We start from the raw sequence: 20484 nt of genomic DNA, 5'->3' as shown, positions 1-20484 counted from the left end.
ATCCACACAAACCGGACCTCGCACCCACAGAAAGCCGGAGAAGAACGACATATCGCATAGCGAAAAACGAATAATCACCTGATTAATTTGCTTCTACTTTTGGTTTCGTTATCTTTGCACCTCAAAGTGCCATCATCATATGAAAAAAGAAAGCCAAGTGATATTCGACCGCAATGTCGTAGAGTTTGTTACAGTAGCCGCCGAGTTCTGCAAATTTCTGGAACAGGCAGAAGGGGTAAAACCCGCCGCTTTCATCGACACGTCCCTGAAAATTCTTCCATTGCTCTACCTCAAAGCCTCCTTGTTGCCCCACTGCAAACCCATAGGAGATGAAACGCCGGAGACATTCGTCACCGAAGAAACTTACGAAGTACTCCGCATGAACATAGCCAACCTCCTCGCCGGAAAAGACGATTATCTGGAGGTATTCGTTTCTGACATGAAGTACAGCGATCAACCCATCGCCAGATACATATCCGAAGACTTGGCCGATATCTATCAAGACATCAAGGATTTCATTTTCGTTTTCCAACTGGGACTGAACGAGACCATGAATGATTCTCTCGCCATCTGTCAGGAAAATTTCCGTTTGTATTGGGGACAAAAGCTGGTCAATACGCTGCGAGCCCTGCATAGCGTGAGATATACATTAGACGAAAACGAGGAAGAGGCAGACGAAAAGATGGAATAAAAGCAAATTGCACATGGTTATACATAGAACAATCAATAAAGAGTTGCTGAAGGAATTGCCTAAAGTTCTTTTCGCGGGACAGATACATGTAGTGCAAACTCCTTGGGAAGCCGAAAAGGCGGTAAGCTATCTGAAGACCTGCCCGCTATTGGGCATTGATAGCGAGACTCGTCCGTCATTCAACAAAGGGCAGTCCTACAAAGTCGCACTGCTGCAAATAGCTTCGGAAGACCATTGTTTCCTCTTTCGCTTGAACCTCACCGGACTGACGTTGCCCGTCATCACATTGCTGGAGAACCCCTCCATCACCAAAATAGGACTTTCGCTGAAAGATGATTTCATGATGCTGCACAAACGTGCTCCGTTCGAACCGCGTTCCGTCATCGAACTACAGGAGTTTGTCCGCCCCTTCGGCATTCAAGACAAAAGTCTGCAAAAGATCTACGCTATTCTTTTCGGAGAGAAGATTTCCAAGAGCCAACGTCTATCCAATTGGGAAGCCGAAACCTTGACGCAACCCCAACAGCTATATGCCGCCACCGACGCCTGGGCATGCCTCAACATCTACAACAAACTGCAAGAGCTAAGGCAAAGCGGAGATTTTGTGATCGCTACAGAAGAAGTAGAATAATAAAGCATTCCACAATCAAGCACCTGTATAAAAAACAACCACCCTTTTATGTATAAAGTATATCTCAAACCCGGTAAAGAAGAATCATTGAAGCGTTTTCATCCTTGGGTATTTTCCGGTGCCATCGCACATCTCGACGGAGAGCCGGAAGAAGGAGAAACAGTGGAGATTTACACCTCTCGAAAGGAATTCATTGCCAAAGGACATTTCCAAATCGGCAGCATCGCTGTGCGCGTTCTCACATTTCAGCAGAACGAAGCAATCGATATCGACTTCTGGAAACGCAAACTCGGCATAGCCTATGACATGCGACGCAGCATCGGTGTCGCCGAAAGCGCCACAAACAACACCTACCGCCTTGTGCACGGAGAAGGCGACAACCTTCCGGGTCTTGTCATCGATATATATGCCCGTACAGCGGTCATGCAAGCACATTCTGCCGGAATGCACCTCGACCGTATGGTCATTGCCGACGCATTGGCTCAAGTGATGGCCGATAAAATAGACAACGTCTATTATAAATCGGAAACGACCCTCCCTTTCAAAGCCGACCTTTACCCCGAAAACGGTTTCCTGAAGGGCGGAAGTACCGATAACATTGCCATGGAGTATGGATTGAAGTTTCATATAGACTGGCTGAAAGGACAGAAGACCGGTTTCTTCATCGACCAGCGCGAGAATCGTGCTCTGCTGGAACGCTATGCTCCGGGACGCAGTGTATTGAACATGTTCTGCTACACCGGCGGATTCTCCGTCTATGCCATGCGGGGTAATGCCCAGTTAGTGCATTCAGTGGATAGTTCGGCCAAAGCCATTGATTTGACAAACAGGAACATTGAACTAAACTTCCCGGGCGATAACCGCCATGCCGCCTATGCCGAAGATGCATTCAAGTATCTGGACCGCATGGGCGACCAATATGACCTCATCATCCTCGACCCGCCGGCCTTTGCCAAACACCGCGACGCCCTGCGCAACGCCTTGCAAGGCTACCGCAAACTGAACGTCAAGGCCTTCGAGAAAATCAAGCCGGGCGGCATTCTTTTCACGTTTTCTTGTTCGCAAGCCGTCAGCAAGGAAAACTTCCGCACGGCCGTGTTTACTGCCGCCGCCATGTCGGGACGCAGTGTGCGCATCCTCCATCAATTGACACAGCCCGCCGATCACCCGATAAGCATTTATCATCCCGAAGGAGAATACCTGAAAGGGTTGGCGCTTTATGTAGAATAAAGAATTTTATTACAAAACTTTCTTTTAGCACTCAAAATTAGATATAAATTGCGATTTATATCTAATTTTGCTTTCCTTAAACAGAGAAAAATGGAGAAACTTCATCCGATCATGTTTGCCGGAACCGGTAGTGATGTGGGAAAAAGTATCATAGCTGCCGCCTTTTGCCGCATCTTTAAGCAAGACGGCTATCGACCGGCACCGTTCAAGGCACAGAACATGGCTCTGAATTCCTATGCAACGCCCGAGGGATTGGAAATAGGAAGGGCACAAGCCGTACAAGCCGAAGCCGCCGGCATACCTTGTCACACGGACATGAATCCATTGTTGCTGAAACCGCAGTCGGACCATACATCGCAAGTGGTACTCAACGGCCGTCCCATAGGTAATCGCAATGCTTACGACTATTTCCGCAAAGAAGGGCGCGAAGAACTTCGTGCTGAAGTATGTGCCGCCTACGACCGTCTTGCCACCCGCCACAATCCCGTGGTGCTGGAAGGTGCGGGCAGTATCTCCGAAATCAATCTTCGGGACACGGATCTTGTGAACCTTCCCATGGCCCTACATGCCGGGGCCGATGTGATTCTTGTGGGCGATATCGACCGAGGCGGCGTCTTTGCCGCTGTCTATGGCTCACTGATGCTGCTCCGTCCGCACGAACGCCGATGTGTCAAAGGCATTCTGATTAATAAATTCCGCGGAGACATTCGTTTGTTCGAGTCGGGCATAAAGATGTTGGAAGAGCTTTGCGGTATTCCCGTCATAGGCGTGGTTCCCTACTACAAAGATATCTATATTGAAGAAGAAGACAGTGTGGCGTTGGCTTCCAAGTCGGTACGCGCCGAACAAGGGAAAGTGAACGTGGCCGTAATCCTGCTCCGGCACCTCAGCAACTTTACCGACTTCAATGTGCTCGAACGCGACCCACGTGTCCACTTGTTCTATACCAATAATGTGGATGAATTGGCCAAGGCCGATATCATTCTTCTGCCGGGCAGCAAGAGCACGCTCGACGACCTCTATGAGTTGCGCCGCAACGGTGTGGCTGCCGCCATCATCCGCGCCCATCGCGAAGGAGCCTCTGTGATGGGAATATGCGGCGGTTATCAGATGATGGGCCAAGAGGTGCTCGACCCTGAGCATGTGGAAGGTGAAATAGAACGCCTGCCGGGTTTGGGACTGCTGCCTGTAAGTACCCGCATGACGGGAGAGAAAGTGACGAGACAAATACGGTTCAAAGTAAATGGAAAGCAAAGGCGGGATAGTGGCAACCGGCATACGGAGGACGTTTTCCCTCTGTCGGGATATGAGATTCACATGGGAGAAACCCTCCCTGTCGAAGGGGCCTGGGCCTCTCCTCTGAACCTGCTGGAAGACGGCACTTCCGATGGATATTTTGACGATGACACCTGCATGGGTACATACGTCCACGGCATCCTCGACAACCCGGAATTTATCGACTTTCTGCTCCACCGCTTTGCCGGTAAACTCTCCGCCACCGCCCGGACATTCGATTACCCGAAGTTCAAAGAAGAACAATACGACAAGCTGGCCGACCACGTGCGCCGCCACGTCAATATGCCACTTGTCTATAAAATACTGACAGAAAACCATGATTGAAGGACACGGAGACGATTCATACAAATACAGCCGCCCGATAACGGTCAATTTCAGTTCGAACATATATGGCAAAGCAGACTTGTCGGCTTTGAAAGCCCATTTGTGCGATTGCATCCGTGGCATCGATGCGCGGCTACCTGCCGATTGCCTTTCTTCCTATCCCGAACCGGAACCTTATACCCTCGAAGCACGTCTTGCCGCCCGTCACAACCTTCCTGCCGATAGCGTATGCGTCACAAACGGCGCCACTGAAGCCATCTATCTCATTGCCCAAACCTTCAGAGGGACACATACCGCCGTCTTGCAGCCCACTTTCAGTGAATATGCCGATGCCTGCCGCATGCACGTCCACCGGGTGGTATCGCTCTATCAACTCCCGGCCGGAAAAGAAAGATATCGCTTGCCTGAAAAAGTACGTATGTTATGGCTCTGCAATCCCAATAATCCCACAGGAAGTGTGGTTGAAAAAGAGCGTTTGGTGAAACTCGTCGAGCAGAATCCCCAAGTATGTTTCATCATCGATCAGTCCTACGAGCACTTCACCCTGAAGTCTCTCTTCTCCCCGGCAGAGGCGATGGTCTGGCCCAATGTGTTGCTACTGCATTCCATGACCAAACGCTACGCCGTGCCCGGCTTGCGTCTGGGCTATGTCACCGGAGCCTCCAATCTGCTGCACCGTCTGCGCACCCACCGCATGCCTTGGTCGGTAAACAGGATTGCCATCGAAGCGGGACTGTATTTGTCGGAACACGATATAGATAACTTTCCGGATATCACATCCTACTTGCAGGAAACCGCCCGCCTGCACGCCGCTCTCGAAGACGTCGGCGGGCTGGAAGTGTGGCCCACGGAAACCCATTTCATGCTGATACGTCTCCGTTCCGGTAAAGCTTGCGCTTTAAAAGATTATCTTGCCGGAGAGCACGGCATTTTGATTCGCGACGCTTCCAACTTTGAGGGATTGGACGAATGCTTCTTCCGCATAGCCACGCAAACACGTGAGGAGAACGACCTGCTGGTAAAGGCCATAAGACTTTGGTTTGAGAAGACGTGACGGCCGAAGCCACCTCACCCCTGTCCAAATATATTCTGATTAAAAAAAACAAACAGCAACAGATTCGCAAACTATAGAAACATTATCCCGCACTATGATGGAAGAATCACTTATATTTTTAGCCATTGCCTTCAACCAGAATTTGCCATTACTCACGGCGTGGTTGCTCGACCGCTTGTTTGGCGACCCACTCCGGCTTCCACATCCCGTAGTGGGCTTCGGCAAAGCCATATCCTTCTTCGAACATCGCCTGAACCAAGGTTCACATCGCCGCTTGAAAGGGGCCCTCGTCAGCGTCTTTCTCGTGGCCGGTGTCTATCTGACCACATTCTTCCTGCTGCGACAAGCGGCCTTTTTTTCTTCGGGTTTGCTCCTGAGTTTGCAGATTCTCCTGATATTCTATTCTTTGGCCGGCACTACCCTGATTCGTGAGGTTCGCATGGTGTTCAAAGCAATAGACAGCTCTTCGGAGGAAGGAAGGAAACAAGTGGCACGCATTGTGGGGCGCGACACTTCCCGGCTCTCGGCGCAAGAAGTGCGCACAGCCGCCCTCGAAACACTTGCCGAAAACCTCAGCGACGGGGTAATGGCTCCTCTGTTCTGGTATCTGTTGCTGGGCGTTCCCGGCATGCTCGCTTATAAAATGGTGAATACATTGGACTCCATGATAGGCTATCAGAATGAACGTTACCACCGCTTCGGCTGTTTTGCCGCCCGTATGGACGATGTAGCCAACTACATTCCCGCCCGTCTGACCGCCTTTCTGATGGTGCTTGTCGCCGGACGACCTTCTTTGCTCCTCTTCGTCGCCCGATATGGCAAGCAGCATGCCAGTCCCAACTCCGGCTATCCGGAAGCCGCCCTCGCCGGTATTCTGGACTGCCGCTTCGGAGGTCCTCACGACTATTTCGGCGAAGAGGTGTGGAAACCTTACATCGGAACCAATCCCCGGACGCTGACAACAGAAGATATGCAATTGGCCGTACGCATCAATCGTCGTGCCGAGTCTTTGATGATTCTGCTTGTCATCCTGTCCGCCACACTGCTATACTTGTGAAGTCAAGAGCCGGATAAAATTTATATCCTCACCCCAACACCAGTATCAGCATCTGAGCCGTGAGCACCCGCAGAAACATGGTCAACGGATAAACCGTGGCATAGCCTACGGCAGGAGCGTCGCAAGAGGTCAGTTCCGAAGAATAGGCCAATGCCGGCGGATTGGTGTTCGCACCGGAAAGCACACCGATGAGCGTGAAATAATTCAGCTTCCATAAATAACGTCCCACCACGCCGGCAATGAGCAAAGGCAACACCGTGATGATGGCGCCATAAGCAATCCACACATAACCGCCTTCATGAATGATGGTATCTACAAAACCTTTTCCTGCCCCGAGTCCCACACAAGCCAGAAAGAGAGAAATCCCGATTTCGCGTATCATCAGATTGGCGCTCATCGTGGTATAAGTTATCAGCTTGTAGCGCGGCCCGAAACGGCTGATAAGAATGGAGACGATGAGCGGTCCTCCCGCCAGTCCCAGCTTCACGGGTTGCGGAATGCCGGGAAACATGAAAGAAATGCTTCCCAATATACAGCCCAAGGCAATGCCCAGAAAGATGGGAATGAGATTGGGATGGTTCAGCCGCTTCAACGAGTTGCCCAGCACCTTCTCGGCATGCCCCATCGCAAGTTCGCTGCCCACAACCGTCACCCGGTCACCCATCTGCAATTGCAGGTGCGGGGCCGCCACCAAATCGACGCCCGAACGGTTCACGCGCGTGATGCTCGCTCCGAAATTCTTGCGTATCTTCAGTTGCGCCAGCGACTTACCGTTCAGCTCGGGTTTGGTGATAAGAAAACGGCGGGATATCAGCTTCTTGTCCACCTTCTCCCACTCCACCGTGATTCTTCTGCCCAGAAAGGCGATGATAGCCTCCACGTCCTTGGGGTCGGCAATGAAGAGAATCTCGTCTCCTACATGCAGCACCGTGTCGGCACTTGCCAGCTCCGCTTCTCCGTCGCCTCCGCAATGGCGTATGCGCGAGATGACAAACGCGCGGTTCAGCAACGGCTTCGCCTCTTTTATCTTCTTGCCTTCTATGGCTTCATTGCGTATCTCCACAGAGACGGGGCTGACCGTCAGCTCCTGCTGCTGCCCCAATCCGCATTCGGCTTCCTTCTCTTCCCTGCCCGCATCTACACGGAACAGAAACTTCAGTGCCAGCAGTGACAGAATGCAGCCGATGACGCCCAACGGATAGGCCACGGCATAGCCCAAAGCTATTTCAGGCGCGTCTGCTCCGCTCAAGTCACTGTTGGCTTGCTGGGCGGCACCCAGCCCCGGAGTGTTCGTCACTGCCCCGGACAAGATACCTACCATTGTGGTAATGGGTATATCTGTAAGTATATGAAGCAGGACGGCAATCAGTACGCTGACGAAAACAGCCAGCATGGCCAGCATATTCAGCGTAAGCCCGCCTTTTTTGAAAGCAGAGAAAAAACCGGGGCCTACTTGCAGGCCGATGGAATATACAAAGAGAATCAGTCCGAACTCCTTCAGGAAGTGCAGCAGATGTTCGTCCAGATTCAAGTTGAAGTGCCCGAAAACGATACCCACAAACAATATCCAAGTGACACCCAACGAAATGCCCGCCACCTTCACCTTTCCCAACATAATGCCGAAAGCGATGACGAGTGCCAGAATAAGAACGGAGTGAGCCACTCCACCTCCCCAAAGATCGGGATAACCCTCAAAAAGGTTTCTTAATAAATCCATAGTTTCTAAATTATTATATTAAAACAATCGATAATCGGGCTTTGAGAAAGAATGTAAAGTATCCCCACAGAAATCACTTCTCCGGGGATACACACTTTACACATTGAAACAGCTATTAATATAGGCCTATTGCCGTGTTTTCCCTGCCATCAGCCATAGACTGATTCAATATCGGGTTCGATTTCATTTGAGTATATCGCACTCTACGGTGCACTAAAATGCAGACATGCCCCGGTTGCAGGCATACCTTTCAAAATCCGAATGTTGACAATTGTTCCTTGCACTGTCTTCCTAATCCCACGAGTAAAGGCAGCATTTAATGAATGGCAGGTCTTCTGACTGACTCCTAATCTTGAAGCCTTCCCGATACATGCGGTGCAAGTATCAGTGGCAAAGGTTCTTTTCAAGACATCAACAGAGCTTCACAGCAGCGGGACTGTCCGGGATTCACACCCGATTCCCTTTTAATCCGAATGACGGAAACGTTCATCCGGAACCGATTCAAACGCAAAGATAATGGAAATAGTAAGCAATACAAAAAAAAGACGTTTATTTTTTTCTTATCTTTGCCGCCGGTTTTGGTTCGCATCCTCCATTCCATGGAGAGAAACGCGATGAAAAGGGAATCAGGTGCAAATCCTGAACAGACCCGCTGCTGTAAGTCCTTTCAACATCTTTGAGTATTCTGCAAGCCACTGTCCGCCGATAAGGACGGGAAGGCATTCAAAGAGGGATAAGTCAGAAGACCTGCCAAGACGATACGGTTTTAGCGCTTTCGGGAAGAATAAAGCAACAAAACATCGAGTCGAGGTTTTCCTGTTTCATTTTATAATGAGAGAATCTTTCTCTTTGTTCTTTTTCGCCTCCTTTGAAAGTAAGTTTATAATGCCTAAAGGAATCGGAATGAGAATAACCGCCTATCTGTCATTGATATTCATCATGCTGCTGCCTGCCTGTATTACGGCGCAGAATAAAGTCACTCTATCCGGGAAAGTCACCGACCGGAACGGAAGTCCCATCGCTCAGGCTGCCATTGCCGTAGAGGGCACAACGTATGGGACGTATTCCGATGACTCCGGCAGATATTCGCTGCAAGTGGCTGCGGGCAGACACACCTTCGTGGCCTCCTTTTTGGGCTATCACGCCGTGAAGCAGTCTCTTGACATCCGGCAGGACAAAAAGCTTAATTTCACATTGCAGGAAAATGCCGTGGCGCTGAATGCCGTAGAAGTCTATGGCAAAACCCGGACGCAGAAAATCAAGGAAGGCGCTTTCACCGTCAGTGCCCTCGACGTAAAGCCGATGGTAAATTCGTTGAATAACCTTAATAATCTGGTGAACCGCACAACCGGCATCAAGGTCAGAGAGGAAGGCGGGGTCGGCTCTGACTTCGATCTCTCCATCAACGGGATGTCCGGCAACTCCATCCGCTATTTTCTGGACGGAATGCCGCTGGATGCCAAAGGAAGCGGCGTTTCATTGGCAAATCTGCCGGTCAATATCATAGACAGGATTGAAATATACAAAGGCGTGGTTCCGGCATTTCTGGGAGCCGATGCACTGGGAGGCGCCATTCATATCATTACGAGGCAGGAAAAGAAACATTTTCTGGATGCTTCTTACAGCGTCGGCTCTTTCCACACCCACCGCGCCGACCTCAACGCGCAAATCGCAGAACCCAAGACAGGGCTTATCATCAGGCCTACCGCAGGTGTGAACTATTCGAAGAACGACTATCGGATGAAAGACGTAGAGATGCGCGACGAAAGCGGAGATAACTTCATCATCGGCAATCCCAAACGCTTCCACGATGCCTACTTCTCGCTGTGGGGGCAGATAGAGGCCGGAGTAACCGGAAAAAAATGGGCGGACGAGCTCTTCGTCTCAGCTTCTTATTCCCGGACAGACAAGGAATTGCAGACAGGCTCCGTACAGAGTAAGGTGTATGGAATGGCCGAAAGGAAGTCGGACGCATGGAACGTGGCGGCACGCTATCGCAAACGGCATTTCATTCTGAAAGACATGCAGTTGAGCGCCTCCTTCTCTCATACCCGGGATCATTCCCTGACCATCGACACTGCCTACCGCAAGTATTACTGGGATGGCGGCTACATTGTGAGCCAGCGCAACGAGATTATGGGCAGACAACCTTCCATGCGCCACTACAAAAGGCCGCTGACCATCATGCGCACCAACCTCGACTATCGGCTGAACGACCGCCATAACCTCAACCTGAACTATCACTTGAGCCGCATCGGAAACGACCGGTACGATGAGATCGACGAAGAGTTCACGCCTTCGAACGACGCCGTGACCAAACACATCATAGCCCTTTCCTACAACCAATTGCTGCTTGATGGGAAGATGAACAACGTGTTCTTTCTAAAAGATTACATCAACCACCCGAACATCCGACAGACCGACCGGCCCGGTGTCACAGGTTCCCGAAATGTGCAAGGCTCCACCACCCGCAACTATGCAGGTTACGGCGCCGGAGCAAGATATACCGTGGCCGAACCTTTGTCCGTCAAAGCATCCTACGAGCACAGCGTAAGGTTGCCGGTGGCCCGCGAACTGCTCGGCAACGGTACCACCATCTATGCCAACGTGGCCCTGAAACCGGAAAGCAGCGACAACCTCAACGTCTCACTGTTCGGCACATGGCACCCCTATGCCGGACATACGGTTTATTACGAAGCCGCCGCCTTTCTGCGAAACGTGGACAATTATATCCAAACCACCGTAGCCGAAAAAGAGGGAACCATGCAATACACCAACGTGCCAGCAGTACATATCAAAGGCCTGGAAGGAGAAGTGCGTTATGACTGGCAGTCCAAGCTCAGGCTTGCCGCCAATATCAGCTATCAGGACGCACGCGACCAACAGAAGCTTAAAAGCGACGGAAAGCCCTCGGCCACCTACAACAACCGTGTGCCCAACCGCCCGTGGCTGTTCGGCGGTGCCGAAGCCTCTTATACTTTCGGCAATCCGGTGTTGCCCGGCGGCAAATTGCGCCTGAACTGCTCCTATCAGTGGGTGCACTGGTATTTCCTTACATGGGAAGCCTACGGAAGCTATGAAAACAAAGCCCGTATCCCCACCCAGCACATCTGTAACGCCGACATCACCTGCTCCTGGAATCACGGGCGCTACAACATCGCCCTGGAGTGCAGCAATTTCCTGAACCGGACAGTCTATGACAACTATAAACTGCAAAAGCCCGGACGGGCCTTTATGGCCAAGTTCAGGCTCTTCATCGAATGATGGGGATGCCTCATATCCCGAATCAACCAATCGTTTCAATCCATAAAACCATAAAAAGTAAAACAGTATGAAAAAGATTAAATTTACGCTTCTTGCCTTCATGGCAGCCATGACGGCATTTTCGTTCACAGCTTGCTCTGACGATAACTCTGAGCCCACTCCCGACGTACCGGCAGTCGATGAGGGGAAATATCACTTCGACCTCTTTGTCACGGTGGACGAACATGGCGGCATGAGCAGCGGGAAAAGGACTATTGTCAACAGTACCGCCTCTCTGACGGCCGACAAGGGCGTCATCACCATCAAAAGAGAGGGATCCGAACTGAACAACTTCTCCATGGAGTCCATCTCCAAAGGTAAATACTATTATCAAGTCAGCGACAAAGGGTTCGTGAAGTATCAAATCAAGAACAACTCCGTCAGAACCATCCAAGAGCGCCCGTTCAAGACCAATACCTACAAAATACGCTCGTACACGCACGCATGGTTGAACGACCGCACACTCGTCATCATGTCCGCCAACGGAAAAGCCGACAAAATCATCTGGACCAAACTGAACGCCGATGACATGAGCATATCAGGCGAAGGCACGCTGCAACTCCCTCTGCCCGCATCCACTCTGGAGGGTCAAGAAACCAAGAAGTTCACCACATCGGGCATTCTCACCTACAACGAAAAGGCCGGCAAGCTCTACTACTTCTACTTCGGTAAGAGCGGAGGCACAGGCCCCAACAGTAAAGCCACCACAAAATTCCATACCGCCGTTCTCAATCCCGAAACGATGGCTGTAGAAAGCGACAAGGCAAACGCCAAAGCGGACGAAATGGCGGGAAGCGCCTACGGAGAGCTGATGCAGAACAGCGTGATGTATGATGAAAACGGCAACCTCTATCTGGCGGCGTTCAACCGTAGCAAAGTAGAAGAAGGCTGTTTGCTGCGCATCAAGAAAGGCGAAAGCGATATCGACCCCGCATACAGCGGCTATAAAAACACGGAAGGCAAACTGCTCACCGTCCAATACCTGGGAGGAAACAAGGCACTGATATATGCCCGCAACGATGCCAAAGGCACCAAAATAGACTCTTACAGCCACTACTACGCCATTGTGAACCTCTCCACCGGACAGAGCGAACGCCTGAAGTACAACGGCAAAGAGATAGCCTACAGCGGCGGCCGCTTCTCGCAGCGTTCCGTCATCTTCAACAACAAAGCCTATATAGGCGTGCACACCGAAGATGCCCCCAACTCCATCATCTATATCTACGACATCAAGACCGGTGCGATAGAAAAGGGTGCGGAAGTGGACGGACGCTTCTTCTTCGACATGATACGTGTCATCGAGAACGACTGATACCCCCCGACCATCCGGATAACAACAGACAGCTCAATCCTATGAAAAATAGTGCAGTCACTCTATTTCTCTTTCTCTGTGTACTCTCCCTCCTCTGCCAGGCGCAAGAGGGAGGGCATTACGAACACAGCGACTTGTCGGCAAGCCTGAAACCCGGCGAAAAGGCCGCCCTGCTCATGGTTCATTTCGGTACCACGCACCACGACACACGCGCACTGACCATCGATGCCATCAACGCCCAAGCGCAAGCGGCTTTTCCCGGGCAGGCGTTCCGCGAGGCATATACATCGCGCATCATCATCCGCCGCCTGAAAGAACGCGGCATCGAGAAGCAAACACCTCTGGACGCACTCCTGACGCTGCGTGGCGAAGGCTATACGCACATCATCATACAAAGCACCAACGTCATCGATGGCATGGAGATGGAATCTCTGCGCCGCGATGTGGAGGCTGTGCGCCCTTTCTTCAAGGAGATACGGGTGGGCACTCCCCTGCTCTATTCCGTAGAAGATGCCGGAAAGGTGGCGGATATATTGGCCCGCCGTCTCAAGGCGACGGTTTCCGGCAAGGAAACCGCCAAACGGCACTTCGTGCTCGTGGGCCACGGCACCCATACGCCCGCTACCGCCATCTACAGCCAGATAGACTATATGCTGAAGGCCGGCGGACTGACCAACTTCCATGTGGCCACCATCGAAGGATACCCCACTTTCAGCACCATGCTGGCGCAACTCAAGGCGGCAAAGGCCACTCGCGTGACGCTTGTCCCCTTCATGCTCGTTGCCGGCGACCATGCCAAAAACGACATTGCCGGCCGGTGGAAAGAGATGCTCGAAAAAGAAGGCTTCACCGTCAGTGTACATCCCGAAAGCTTAGGACAGATACCCGAGATACAAGAGATGTTCATCGGACACATCCGTTTCGGGCTGAAGCACCGCATACCCGACATCATGGAAAAGAAAGCGGCCTACGCCGCCGGAAAGGAGCCGGAATAATCTCCTCCGTCATCAGGCACTCCATATCACGGACAATCATCTTATGTTTTTACACCAAAATACGACGACAATGAATACCATTACCCGACTGATGTACACCATTCACAGGCTGCTGGGCACTCTGCTCTGCATCCTGTTTCTCATGTGGTTCGTCTCCGCCTTTGTGATGATGTACCACCGTTTTCCCCGTGTCGGTGCCAAAGAAAAACTGCTCAGACTGGAGCAGCTTTCGGCGGCCGCCGATTCGCTGCCGGACATTGCCTCCGTCATGGCGCGCCTCCCTCGCGGAGAAAAAGTAAAGAAGCTCACGCTCGAACGCACTTCGGGCCAAACCGTTTTCCACATCCGCACCGATAAAGGAGTACACCGCCTGCTGCCGGACCCCTCCGACTCATTGCCGGCAGCAGACCGCAGGCACATCCTCCGCACGGCCTCCTTGTGGTGCGGTGCCCCCATTGCCCGCATCGACACCCTGCGGTCATTGGATCAATGGATACCCTTCGGCGAACTGAAAAAGGAGATGCCCATCTATAAGATACACTTCGCCGACGACGACCGCACGCAGCTATACCTGAGTTCCCGGAGCGGTGAAGTGCTGCAACTGTCCGGCAAAAGCCAACGTTTCTGGGCATGGCTGGGCGCCATCCCCCATTGGGTATATTTCACCTGGCTCAGGCAGGATGCCGAGCTATGGAGCAAGACGATTATCTGGTTGTCGGGGTTGGGATGCCTGATGCTCGTTGCCGGCATCTGGGTCACGGCAGACGTATGGCGCAAGACGCGCCGCAACCGTCGCCGGGGCTTTGCTCCCTACCGCAAAAGATGGTATCACTGGCATTACGTCAGCGGCATCTTTTTCGGCGTCTTCGTCCTCACCTTTACCTTTAGCGGCATGATGTCCGTGGCCGACATTCCCCAATGGATTCATAAGCCCGTCCTGAAAGGCAATCCCGTGCAGGCGCTTCGTGCCCCTGCTCCTAAGCCCGAGGCCTGTCCGCTCGATTACCGCACGCTCATCGCCACCTATCCCGAAACCAAGCAGATAGAGTGGAGCAATTTCCGCCACCATCCTTATTATATCATAAGAGACGAAGCCACCGAACAATACATCGACGCAACCGACACGCTGCCGCATCCGCTGCTGCTGACGGAAAAAGAAATCCGGAATGGCGTGGAGAGCATATACGCCGCCGACAGCGCATTCGGGCATCGCCCTCCGCAAATGAGCGTCACGCAGCTCAATCGGTTCGAGACCTACTATCGCGACATGGGCGGCATGTATCGCGGGCGTCCCCAACTGCCCGTATGGAAAGTGAGCGTAGACGACCCCGACCGCAGTGTCTACTACATCCACCCCGAAACGGGCAATATCCGCTACGTCGACACCTCCTCGCGCTGGCGATACTGGTGTTACACCGCCCTGCACCGCATGCGTCTGCCGGGACTGAACTCCAATGCCGCCTTGCGCAAAACCGTACTCTGGATATTGCTGCTCGGAGGCACCGCCGTTTCCGTCACAGGCATAGCACTGAGCGTGAATTATGTACGAAGAAAATGCCGTGCGCTCAGGCGTTGAAGTTTCTTATGCTTCACAGCAACGGCGTCATGTAAAGAGGGAGGTATACAATACCTTCCTCTTTCTTTACATCTTTGTCATGTAGCACGTAAGGGGTGGACAGGTGCTTTCCGAACTTTGCGATACACTTTTTCAGCGAGGTGATGGTGTATCTGCCACCCGATTTCACTTCAATCGGCGATATGTTGTGGCGGCTCGTGGTTGTGGGCTTTGCAATCAGGAAATCTATTTCCATCCTGTCTTCAGCAGCGGCAGTAGCGGAACTTTTGCTATAGAAATACAGTTTATGCCCCGATGCTTTCAGCATCTGAGCCACCATATTTTCTACGAGCATACCTTCGTTTACTTCCAATTTTCCGAACATGAGTTTTTTGTAGAGTTCATCGCTCACAATATCCCGTTCATCAAAAGCATGACTGATGAGTAATCCCGTATCAGCCATATAGCATTTCAAGGTTGTTCTTTCTTCGTTCAGTTTCAGTCCGATGCTGGGTTCGGTAGCATTGTAGCAACAATTGATGATTTTGGAGTCACTCAACCAGAAAAAAGCCTCGGAATAGTCCCTCATGCGAGCCTCATTCTGTAAGGCTGCCAGTTTGAATTTCTTTTCGTGTTTTTGCAATTGTCCGGGTATCTCCTCGTAGATGGCCGCAACTTTCGTTTCCTGATTATCGGCATATTTATGGATGTCTTTACGATAAAGCGCCAGAATGTCGCGTTTTACCTCGTCCACATCCGCAAAGTTTCTGCCTTCTACATAGTTGGCAACGGCTTGGGGCATGCCGCCTACAATCAGATACTGGCGGAAATAGTCCAGTGCTTTCCGATGAAACACACCCATAGGTTCCAGTTTCTCGAACCGATTCCTGATATAGGGCATCATCGTTTCATCACCCATAGCCCACAAGAATTCCTCAAAATCCATCGGATACATTTCTACAGCATGTTCTTCGGATGGAAGCATGATATCCTTCACATTCTTTTTTATGGAAACAAGTGACCCGGTCTCTATATAATCGAAGCGCCGGTCTATGACCAAGTGCTTGATGGCAGCCCGTGCTTTGGGGCAGAATTGTATCTCGTCGAATATGATAAGCGAGTGGGCCTCTTCTCCGAAAGACTGGCGCGGAGTGAGTTTCTTGTTGAAATAGACTTGTAAATTCATGAACAAAGTATCCAAGTCGTCCATGTACAAATGGAAGAAGTCCATTATCTGGGGATTCACTTTGCTGAAGTCGATGAGAATGTATGAGTCATACTCGTTTCGCGCAAATTCTTCCACAATATAGCTTTTCCCTATACGTCTGGCTCCTTCTATCAACAAGGCTGCATTCCCTTTTCTGTTTCGCTTCCAGTCAAGCAGTTTCTGATATATTTTTCTCTTCATACAAGTAGGTATTTACACATAATCGAGGTTAACGACACCCTGCTTTTACACATAATCGAGGTTAACGATACCCCGCTTTTTACACATAATCGAGGTTAACTTCCGTGCAAATATACACATAATCGAGGTTTCCTGCAATAGTATCGAGCTGTCTTGTTGTCTCTATTCCCCATTCATCAGCCTCGCCGCGGCATCCGCCAACCGATACCTGCGGCACGCTTCGAGGACAATATCCTGCGGGATGGTCGTCGCCACGGGGTGCGTTCTCCCGTCTTCGCAGGTCACGTGCCGGAACGGCAGTTGCGGATAGAGAGCGTGCAGCACCGGTAATTTTTTCTCCTATGACTTAAAAAGTTAATAAAAAGATATTACACTAAGCGGGGGTGTCAAAACTAAATTAAACCAAAGAAGAACTTTTAATCTGAAACTTGAGCATCCTAAAAAGCAAGAAAAAGAGCCGTATCATTACTCGAAACAGAGTTCGATACGGCTCTTTTAAGTTTGGTAGTTACAATCTGTAACTTTTCGGAATGATCATTTTTGTTTTGACACACCCTCCTTTATCGGTCATAACACATTTTCTCGTCCGGACAAGGATGCCGGAAGCCGGTTTCATTGCCCCTGCGGGAGGGGTGGCTGTCTCTCTATAGAGAAGGTGGTCACCTCTCTATAGAGAGGGTGGTTGTGTCTCTATAGAGAGGGTGGTCACGCCTCTATAGAGAGAACAGCAGCGTCTCTATAGAGACGGGGGCAACAGCTCTATAGAGACGTCACCCGCATCTCTATTGGGGCGTTACAGGGGCGCGCCGATGCCGCATTCATGAAGTTATTGCTTACATATTCCATTATATATTATTTAATCATTGTATAGAGTGAAACTCTCAACCTTTTTCGACCGGCTTCGCCGGTATATCCGCTCCTGCGGCTGCAAGCCGCAGGAAAATAAAGCAAATGAAACAAATGAAGCCGACGCGGTCGCTTCGCTCCCTTTATTATTCTTGGGCCGCCCTCACCCCGAAGCCGACGCTCCGATTGCTGTTGTCCAGCGGGTACACGTTGCCCGGGTTGAAGTACAGGCACCTCCCGTAGCCCGTGTAGTTCGGCCCCGCCGCCCAATAGAAGGCGAGGCTCCCCACGTAGTAGGGCACTGCGGAATTGCTGTTCCGATAGCCCGAAGCGGGGAAAAAGACAGTACTACCGGTGTGGTTCAGTCCGCAATGGAAATTCCAACCTTTGTTCCAAGGCCCCTGCACATTGAATTGTGACGGGTCGCTTGTGTATTGTCCCGTTGTAGTAAAACCGGTAAAGACATTACTCGGAGGCATTGTGTATCCTGCGGGGCAAGGGTCGTAGATGGTCTTTACAACAGGGTTGTCGTTGCCGGTGTAAACGGTGTTGTTCGCGCTCCAAAGGTTATAATATCTATTGTCCATGTAATAATTCGTACAGAACGTGTTAGGCCGGGTGATACCGGAGGTGATGCAGGCATCTTCGTATGAGAAGTTGCCTGTCGGAGGACGCTCGTCGGTGTGGGATGTCCCCAATGCATCGTACCAGGTCTTATTGATGCTGTTCAAACTTCCGTCTGGATTCTCCAATGCCCCTACGAACGGGTCTTTACGTCCCCATTGGTAATAGGTATTGTTGCCAAGTTCCGCAATGGTATGCGCTTTCTGCTTCACGGTAATGGTCTGTTGGGCTGTTGTTCCAATCTGCCTGAAGCGCACCTGCACGGTGCGTTCGGCGTAGGTCTCCTCCTTTCCGTCGCACCAACCGAGGTTGAAGGCCATAATCTTATATTGTACGCCCTGGTGGTTGGTGATTTCCTTGTCGGGCGTGGTTGTTCCCGTTATTCCCGGCTTGTAGTCCGTCACCCAGATGTGCCAGCTCCAAAGTATGGTGTTCGAGGCGTCGCGCACCGCCACCACGGCGTTGCCCTGCTTGATGGTGGCCTGCCCCACGGTAAATTCAAGGAAATGCCTGTCGGAAGAGAGGGCCACGTCCGTAACAAGGTTCGGCTCGTCCTGCCAGACAAGCGTGCAACTTGCCGGTGTACAATTAGTATTGTTGTAAATATACGGGTCGGTAATACCTGCTCCCAGGTGGTTGATAAAGGGACTCAATATATTGCTGCCACTTGCCCCGGCGATATATGCCGATGTATTCTTCCCCGTTGCGGGCACCTTGACATAATCCACGGCATTGCCGTACACCAGCGGCAATTTATACCTCCCGGCGGCGTTCACTATGTAGCAGTTGGCTGTACGCATCGGCACGAGGTTGCCCTGATAGTCGTGCGTGGAGAGGTCGTATATGTTGGCGTTCGTCCCGTCGTTCACCGGTGCGGCATTCTTCAACGCCTCGTTGTGCGGGTCGGCCGGGGCGCTGTTCACCTGTGCCGCCACGGTGGCGGTGTATGTAGAGGGCGAGGTTCCGCCCGCGCCGCTTTCGGTGAATGCCGTGAGCCATGCGGGCTTGGTGCTGTTCCAGCTCACCCCGTCTTCGGAGTATTCCACTTCCCAGGCTATGGGCACGTTCGCCGTGCTCCCTCCGCCGGAGACGGAGGCGTAGCTCTTCACGGTGTAGCTGCCGTTTCCTCCTTGGTAGGTGTAGTCAGCCGGCGGTGTCACCTCCAATGTGGATGTAATCACGATGCTGCTCGTGCTGATGCGGTAGGTCACCGTCTTCCCCATGGGCCAGGTCTTTCCGGCAATGTTCGCCGTGAGCGTGCGCTGCGTGTCCGTCAGCTTGTCCTTATACTTCACCTCTATCTGCGCCCCGGCGGGCAGGGTCTGGGACAGCATCATGAAGGTGGCGGCAGTGGGCGTCAGAGGCGTGCCGGGCGCCGGCGGGTCGGGCGCCGTGGCGGCGGGCGAGAGCGTCAGCTCGAAGTTCCTCGCCCCGCCCTGGTCGTGCCATGCCGGCGAAGCAGTCATCGGCAGGCTGCCCGTGCCGTACACATTCTTCAGCGTAATCTTCGACACCGTTCCCGGCAGCATGTTGTCGCCCGTGACGAAGCGCACCCCCGTCAGCGCATGCTTCATCGTCAGAGCCTCGGCCGTGTTCGTGTTCCCCGGCCTGTCGGTAGAGGCAGCCACCAAGAGGTCTTTCTGGTCGGCCACATCGGCCGGCACAGTGTACGACAGGTAAGGCGGGTTACCCGAAGTCCCGTCGTTGAACGCCGTCAGCCCCGCACTGCCGTAGGGCGCCGAGGCAAAGAAGCTGATTCTGCGTGCGGCTCCCGGCCAATAATAGGAAGTGCTCCACGACTCGCTCTTCTTCACCCGGACGGTGCGCATGTACGACTCGGTGCTCCCTCCCGTATAGGCCGACGGCCAGCTGTCCGATGCGGGGTAGACGAACGCCGTCACCGCCATCTCGTCGTACATCGTGGCAGTGATTACGGGCGCAGCTTTGGTGGTGGCGTAGGCGTCGATATCCTGCCCGGCCGTGTCATCTCCTATTCCGTCCGTAGTCACGGCATGCAGGTACAGCGGTTTACCGTCTCCGGAAGCCTCACCCTCCAGGGGGATTACCTGCACGGCGGGCAGGGTGTCGGCAGGCAGGCTGCCCGCCTCCGCCCCCGCACCCTTTGTCAGTGCGGCCTGCGCGGCACCACCTTCCTTCCAGAGGTCGACCGCGAAACCGATTCTCTCTCCCGGAGGGAAACCTTCATCCCGCCCGTCCGTGCAGGCACCCGAGAAGGATAGCAACAATACCGCCACACCCGCGGCGGCCGTACCGATAAAATGTTTCTTTCCCATTGTTATTCAGTTTTAGACATTATTAGATGTTAGACGTTAGACGTTAGAGATTAGACGTTAGATGATAGATGATAATGATAAATGTTAGACTTTAGGCGTCAGATGTCACGCCTGCCCTCTAATCTCTAATATCCCTGATAAAGTGGA

The 20484-nt window shown here is 52.1% G+C and carries 13 protein-coding genes and 2 riboswitches; of the genes, 10 read left to right on the top strand and 3 right to left on the bottom strand.

All coding sequences use genetic code 11. The features are described 5' to 3' along the window. Window positions 1-139 precede the first annotated feature (139 nt). From C4H11_RS11245 to cbiB, 6 genes are all read left to right on the top strand, one after another. The gene (locus C4H11_RS11245) at window positions 140-691 is read left to right on the top strand and encodes a DUF5063 domain-containing protein (RefSeq protein ID WP_106042096.1); all 552 of its coding nucleotides are present in this window, start codon (window positions 140-142) and stop codon (window positions 689-691) included. Window positions 692-704: 13 nt separating this feature from the next. Next, window positions 705-1322 (top strand): 3'-5' exonuclease, encoded by a 618-nt coding sequence (locus C4H11_RS11240; protein ID WP_106042094.1) that lies wholly within the window; start codon window positions 705-707, stop codon window positions 1320-1322. Window positions 1323-1370: 48 nt separating this feature from the next. Beyond that, entirely contained in the window at window positions 1371-2552 is a 1182-nt protein-coding gene (locus C4H11_RS11235) for a class I SAM-dependent rRNA methyltransferase (protein WP_106042092.1), read from the top strand. A gap of 90 nt (window positions 2553-2642) precedes the next feature. After that, on the top strand, window positions 2643-4172 hold the full coding sequence (locus tag C4H11_RS11230; protein WP_106042090.1) for a cobyric acid synthase: 1530 nt from the start codon (window positions 2643-2645) through the stop codon (window positions 4170-4172). After that, window positions 4165-5226: a threonine-phosphate decarboxylase gene (locus tag C4H11_RS11225; RefSeq protein ID WP_106042088.1), complete on the top strand. Its 1062-nt coding sequence runs from the start codon at window positions 4165-4167 to the stop codon at window positions 5224-5226. The genes C4H11_RS11230 and C4H11_RS11225 overlap by 8 nt, the downstream gene beginning before the upstream one ends. A gap of 94 nt (window positions 5227-5320) precedes the next feature. Continuing rightward, window positions 5321-6283: an adenosylcobinamide-phosphate synthase CbiB gene (gene cbiB / locus C4H11_RS11220; protein ID WP_106042086.1), complete on the top strand. Its 963-nt coding sequence runs from the start codon at window positions 5321-5323 to the stop codon at window positions 6281-6283. Between the two features lie 28 nt (window positions 6284-6311). Here the strand turns inward: cbiB and C4H11_RS11215 are convergent, their stop codons facing one another. Continuing rightward, complete coding sequence (locus tag C4H11_RS11215) at window positions 6312-8000, bottom strand: putative transporter (RefSeq protein WP_106042084.1); 1689 nt, start codon at window positions 7998-8000, stop codon at window positions 6312-6314. A gap of 308 nt (window positions 8001-8308) precedes the next feature. Further along, window positions 8309-8517: riboswitch (cobalamin riboswitch) on the bottom strand. 45 nt (window positions 8518-8562) lie between these two features. Continuing rightward, window positions 8563-8769, top strand: a riboswitch (cobalamin riboswitch). 134 nt (window positions 8770-8903) lie between these two features. On the opposite strand from C4H11_RS11215, the gene C4H11_RS11210 reads away from it, so the two are divergent. The 4 genes from C4H11_RS11210 to C4H11_RS11195 all read left to right on the top strand — a co-directional run bounded on the left by C4H11_RS11210 (window position 8904) and on the right by C4H11_RS11195 (window position 15186). Beyond that, the gene (locus C4H11_RS11210; RefSeq protein ID WP_234819931.1) at window positions 8904-11264 is read left to right on the top strand and encodes a TonB-dependent receptor; all 2361 of its coding nucleotides are present in this window, start codon (window positions 8904-8906) and stop codon (window positions 11262-11264) included. A gap of 67 nt (window positions 11265-11331) precedes the next feature. Next, on the top strand, window positions 11332-12615 hold the full coding sequence (locus C4H11_RS11205) for a hypothetical protein (RefSeq protein WP_106042080.1): 1284 nt from the start codon (window positions 11332-11334) through the stop codon (window positions 12613-12615). A gap of 41 nt (window positions 12616-12656) precedes the next feature. Then, window positions 12657-13610, top strand: coding sequence for a sirohydrochlorin cobaltochelatase (locus tag C4H11_RS11200; RefSeq protein WP_106042078.1), 954 nt, complete (start codon window positions 12657-12659; stop codon window positions 13608-13610). A gap of 70 nt (window positions 13611-13680) precedes the next feature. Next, window positions 13681-15186 carry a PepSY domain-containing protein gene (locus C4H11_RS11195; protein ID WP_106042076.1) on the top strand — a complete coding sequence of 502 codons (1506 nt, stop codon included), beginning with the start codon at window positions 13681-13683 and terminating at the stop codon, window positions 15184-15186. Window positions 15187-15199: 13 nt separating this feature from the next. Here the strand turns inward: C4H11_RS11195 and C4H11_RS11190 are convergent, their stop codons facing one another. Together C4H11_RS11190 and C4H11_RS11185 are read right to left on the bottom strand one after the other, a co-directional pair. Beyond that, window positions 15200-16573, bottom strand: a complete 1374-nt coding sequence (locus tag C4H11_RS11190; RefSeq protein ID WP_106042074.1) for an ATP-binding protein — start codon at window positions 16571-16573, stop codon at window positions 15200-15202. Window positions 16574-17565: 992 nt separating this feature from the next. Next, window positions 17566-20337, bottom strand: a complete 2772-nt coding sequence (locus C4H11_RS11185) for a fimbrillin family protein (RefSeq protein WP_106042073.1) — start codon at window positions 20335-20337, stop codon at window positions 17566-17568. Window positions 20338-20484: the final 147 nt, after the last annotated feature.

The organism is Bacteroides zoogleoformans, from assembly GCF_002998435.1.
Lineage (GTDB): Bacteria > Bacteroidota > Bacteroidia > Bacteroidales > Bacteroidaceae > Bacteroides > Bacteroides zoogleoformans.
Note: the sequence above shows the minus strand (reverse complement) of the source record. Positions and strands in the feature narration are given on the sequence as shown.